Annotated in this window: 7 protein-coding genes; 6 read left to right on the top strand and 1 reads right to left on the bottom strand. The window is 55.2% G+C overall.

Features of this window, described 5'->3' with window-relative positions; all coding sequences use genetic code 11:
- Positions 1-95: 95 nt before the first annotated feature.
- Together ACGVKB_RS11185 and ACGVKB_RS11180 are read left to right on the top strand one after the other, a co-directional pair.
- Positions 96-269: a hypothetical protein gene (locus tag ACGVKB_RS11185; RefSeq protein WP_303536555.1), complete on the top strand. Its 174-nt coding sequence runs from the start codon at positions 96-98 to the stop codon at positions 267-269.
- Positions 270-325: 56 nt separating this feature from the next.
- A complete protein-coding gene (locus tag ACGVKB_RS11180) occupies positions 326-1,207 on the top strand; it encodes a GNAT family N-acetyltransferase (RefSeq protein WP_392351810.1) in 882 nt (293 codons plus the stop codon).
- A 152-nt stretch (positions 1,208-1,359) separates the two neighbouring features.
- Here ACGVKB_RS11180 and ACGVKB_RS11175 read toward each other — a convergent pair whose 3' ends face one another.
- The gene (locus ACGVKB_RS11175; protein ID WP_303536561.1) at positions 1,360-1,587 is read right to left on the bottom strand and encodes a DUF3136 domain-containing protein; all 228 of its coding nucleotides are present in this window, start codon (positions 1,585-1,587) and stop codon (positions 1,360-1,362) included.
- Between the two features lie 145 nt (positions 1,588-1,732).
- Between ACGVKB_RS11175 and ACGVKB_RS11170 the strand changes: the two genes are divergently transcribed.
- The 4 genes from ACGVKB_RS11170 (at position 1,733) to ACGVKB_RS11155 (ending at position 3,310) form a co-directional block, all read left to right on the top strand.
- Positions 1,733-1,951, top strand: coding sequence for a CP12 domain-containing protein (locus tag ACGVKB_RS11170; RefSeq protein WP_392351811.1), 219 nt, complete (start codon positions 1,733-1,735; stop codon positions 1,949-1,951).
- A 63-nt stretch (positions 1,952-2,014) separates the two neighbouring features.
- Entirely contained in the window at positions 2,015-2,701 is a 687-nt protein-coding gene (locus ACGVKB_RS11165) for a response regulator transcription factor (protein ID WP_303536563.1), read from the top strand.
- Positions 2,702-2,784: 83 nt separating this feature from the next.
- Positions 2,785-3,024, top strand: a complete 240-nt coding sequence (locus tag ACGVKB_RS11160) for a DUF3136 domain-containing protein (RefSeq protein WP_303536565.1) — start codon at positions 2,785-2,787, stop codon at positions 3,022-3,024.
- 22 nt (positions 3,025-3,046) lie between these two features.
- Entirely contained in the window at positions 3,047-3,310 is a 264-nt protein-coding gene (locus ACGVKB_RS11155; RefSeq protein WP_303536567.1) for a hypothetical protein, read from the top strand.
- The last annotated feature ends 604 nt before the right edge of the window (positions 3,311-3,914 follow it).

Raw genomic sequence — 3,914 nt, 5'->3', positions numbered from 1 at the left:
CATCTCATCGTTGAGGGAACCCACCGACCGTTCCACGCCCTTGCCTGCGCTCTCCGTCCAACAACAGTGCGGATCAGGCGCAAGGTCTCAGACCGATGACAGCCAATCCGCAACGCTTTCTTGTTCGATACAAGAAAAACGACGGCAGCCGACACACGCTGCAACTCCATGCGTCCAATCGGCAGGAGGCACGAATCGTCGCCATGGAAACCAACGCCTACGTGCGCCGTTATCCAACCAGTGTGGATTCGATTCTCCTAGCTGCCTGAAGCCGCCCAAAGATGAATCGAACGCTCAGGTTGCTGAATTCCTTGCCTGACTGTCGATGCTGGAGATCAAACCGTTCACGCCATCCGACCTCGACGTCGTCACAGGTCTGGCCCGCGAACAGGATTTCGCCCCCGGAGTGGGCGATATCGAAATTTATGCCAACACCGATCGCCAGGGGATCTGGTTGGCTTGGCAGGACGACGTACCAGTGGGCTGCATTGCCGCGGTGACCTACAACCCCGGCTACGCCTTCATCGGCCTGTTTGTCGTGAAGCCAGAGCATCGCGGCCAGGGAATCGGCCGTCGTCTGTGGCAACACGCCTTGAAAACCCTCAGCAGCGTGGAGTGCATCGGCCTGGAAGCCGCAGTTCAAATGGTGGACTTCTACGAAAAAGCCGGTTTTCAAAAGGACTGCGTCACCACACGCCGGCAGATGTTGTGCCGGAGCGACCAATCGCAACACCCGACAACAAAACTGCTCAACCGCAGCGACATCACCGTTGTGCCATTGAGTGAGATCTCTCTCGAGGCGATTCAGCGATACGACGAACGCCACGAAATCAGCCCAAGGCCCCACTTCCTTGAACTCTGGCTGCGCCACAGGGCTGGAGATGTCTTTGTGGCAAGGGATACCCAGGGGGCGTGCCACGGCTACGTGCGCATTCGCCCCTGCCTGCTCCCGATTGGCGACGGTTGGCGGGTGGGTCCCTGGCTGGCGGAAGATGCTGGCATGGCCTCGCTGTTGCTCAACAACGCCATGGACCGCCACAAGGGAGTTGTTCTGATCGACACCCCGGGGCACAACCCCTCCGCCAAGACGATCACGACGGCGAAGGGCTTCAAACCCATGGGCTCAACGGTGCGGATGTACAAAGGCGTGATGCCCAAAGGCCACGATCGCAACGTTTATGGCCTGGCCTGTCTCGAGTTGGGTTGAATCGGAGGTTCGAGCAACCACTCCCTGAATTCCTGAGTCAGCGCATAACTATCTTCATAGCATTGCTCTTGATCAAGGAAAGAAATCCTGTGCAGCACATCACTCAGAACTTGAGCCCTGATGGCATCAGCTTCGATCGACATACTCCCTCCTTAGGCATCGGTCTCTGACGAAAATTCGGCCTGAATCATCAACATCAACCGCTCGGGAGATTTGTATTGCCTCGGCAAGGAGCGGTGCAACAATCGCAAACGATCCCAACAGAGTGTTCGCTCAAGTTCAGCATTTGTTTTCCCCTGCTTGATCAGCATCTTCAAGGCCTTGCAGTACAGCGGATATTTGGCTTCGAGCTCTCCAATACTGAGGCTAGATGTGCTCATGGAATCTTCTCGCTGCCAGTTCGAACTATGCAATGAACGAGGCCGTCACATCGCCTCCCAAATGGGGACAATCGTTCTGTCCTCGGATGGGGGTAGCTCAACGATCTGGTCCGCGCGTTAGATGGCTCCGATTGCAATGTTGAGCGTGGAATCAATCGAAACCCACATCGCTAAAGACCGCGAGGAATTGGCCAAGGCTCAGGTCGACGGAGACCAGGCCAAGGCGCGTCACTACGCCACGGAGCTTGAAGGGCTCGAGACCTATCGCAGCCACCATCCCGGGGAACACAAGGACCCCACCTCCCTCGAGGTGCATTGCGATTTGAACCCCGATGCACCGGAATGCCGGGTCTATGACGACTGACGACGGTCGCAACCATTTGGGCCAGTTGGCCCGCAAGGATGGATGGAAGATGCAGGGAAGTCCATGGATCTGACCCCATACCTGCAGAGCGAACCCAAATCTGAAAACGAAGAGCCTCTGCTTTCCGTTGCCATCAACGGAAGCATTGCCTTAGCAATGAAGGGGCGGTTTTTCCTTCGCTGTTTCTGCGATAGCTTCAGCGAAAAATCTCGTATCGGCTGTGCCGTTACAGATGAAGACTCTTGCCTAAGTTATCTCAAACGGGATTCATTTGAGCTGCTTCTCTGCACAGACCTTCTCGAAAAAGGCAATGGCTTCGAGTTGGTGCGCAAAGCTAGAGAGATTCAATCCGACCTAAAAGTGGTGGTACTGGCGTTGAGTGATGCGGTTCCTGTGGAGTATGACAATGCACAGTGGCTGGAAGCCGTGGTCGCTGAAGCCGACATCATTGAAGACCGCAAACCCCTCGAAGCGGCTGTGTTGGCGGTGATGGGACATCACTCCTACCGAAGCCCATCACTGCGCTCCGATGAACTTCCTTATCTCAGCTGCCCGCGACTAACACCTCGCGAATACGAAGTTCTCGACCGCCTCGCCCGCGGAATGTCTGACCGAGAAATTGCGGAAGATCTCATCGTCACCGAAGAGACCGCACGTACCTACACCAAGCGGCTGTTGCGGACCCTACAAGTGAACAACCGGGTGCAGGCGGTGTTGAAGGGAATGCGGTGCGGCATGGTTCAGATCTGAGCCAATAAATCACCCCAAATGGGGGTAGAGATCAAGTCCCCGGCCGGGCATCAATGGATGCTGAAAAGTGATATTTCGACGAGATGGCAGCAGTCACCTTCACCCATGAACCATCCCTCGCAGAACTGCGAGAGACGGAAGCGTTGTACACCCGCGCCATGGAATACCTGGTGGCAGATGGCGTGAAAGAAGGGGAAGCCAGGGAGAGCGTCTGCTGGCGACGACTGAACCGACTGCATCAGGCACTGCCAGACCGTTACGGCAATCCCCGCGCCCTCTTCCTCTCACTTCAAGCGCATCAGCGAAGCCAGAAGACGGCGTAGTTGTCTCAGAACGGAATCAGACATGGATAGTGAATACCAGCCGATCAGTCGGGTGGAACGGTTATTGGCAGCTCATCCTTGGTTGCTCAAGGCCCAGGCCTGGAGACTGCTCAGCATTAAATACGTGTTGATGGGTCCAGAGCTCACCATCCACAATCCCGATCACCACCAATTGATCATGCAGGAGTGGACTGATCATTTGGTGGAGATGGATGACGTCGCACTTCGGCAAATGTGTGATTGGATCGATCGAAGCCGTTTAGAGGATGAAATGGGCGAGCCCTGATTCTCACTAAAGCATCACGCGATAAATATAAATCCACCAGAAAATTTATCGGCAGAGTCCGCGCGTTCTGAATTCGCTGCCATTTCGCTAGCTAGCTTTAATCATTCGCTACGTCGAAAGGTTGCTACCTGCTGGTTCAACATACTTCCTCAGTGTGGTTCGACCCGTAAGAACTACAGCTAGATATGTCGCCCTTAGATCAGGTACCGAGCCAATAACCGCAATTAATTCTCCGCTAGCAGCAGCCTCATGAGCGTTGTCCTGTCCTAGAGCCCAGTGGTCAGTGGGTTGACGCAGATTGACAACCGTTCGGGAGAGGTCGTTTTCCGATCAGGAAGGTCGCCCCATCTCTGTGGCGGTTATTGGGGCAGTCGTTTCTGGCAGTGCAGTCGATGTCGGATCACCGTTGATCGGACAGTTGGGTTTCTGCATCCACAACAAAAAGCCCCCGCCGTGAGGCGGAGGCTTTCCGATTCAGTTGATCTGAATCGTTTGTTCTGTTCCAGAAGGAACAGGTTGATTCCAGATCAACCGATGGCAGGTGCCTGCAGAGCCACAGGAGTGGACTCAGCAGCAGCCAGGTCGAGGGGGAAGTTGTGAGCGT

Source organism: Parasynechococcus sp. (genome assembly GCF_042954325.1).
In the GTDB taxonomy this organism is placed as follows: domain Bacteria; phylum Cyanobacteriota; class Cyanobacteriia; order PCC-6307; family Cyanobiaceae; genus Parasynechococcus.
This window is presented reverse-complemented; position numbering and strand designations above follow the sequence as displayed.

What these genes read in the sequence shown, in the direction of transcription:
- ACGVKB_RS11185 (WP_303536555.1), top strand. Translation starts at nt 96, where the DNA reads ATGACAGCCAATCCGCAACGCTTTCTTGTTCGATACAAGAAAAACGAC.
- ACGVKB_RS11180 (WP_392351810.1), top strand. Translation starts at nt 326, where the DNA reads ATGCTGGAGATCAAACCGTTCACGCCATCCGACCTCGACGTCGTCACA.
- ACGVKB_RS11175 (WP_303536561.1), bottom strand. Translation starts at nt 1,587, where the DNA reads ATGAGCACATCTAGCCTCAGTATTGGAGAGCTCGAAGCCAAATATCCG.
- ACGVKB_RS11165 (WP_303536563.1), top strand. Translation starts at nt 2,015, where the DNA reads ATGGATCTGACCCCATACCTGCAGAGCGAACCCAAATCTGAAAACGAA.
- ACGVKB_RS11160 (WP_303536565.1), top strand. Translation starts at nt 2,785, where the DNA reads ATGGCAGCAGTCACCTTCACCCATGAACCATCCCTCGCAGAACTGCGA.
- ACGVKB_RS11155 (WP_303536567.1), top strand. Translation starts at nt 3,047, where the DNA reads ATGGATAGTGAATACCAGCCGATCAGTCGGGTGGAACGGTTATTGGCA.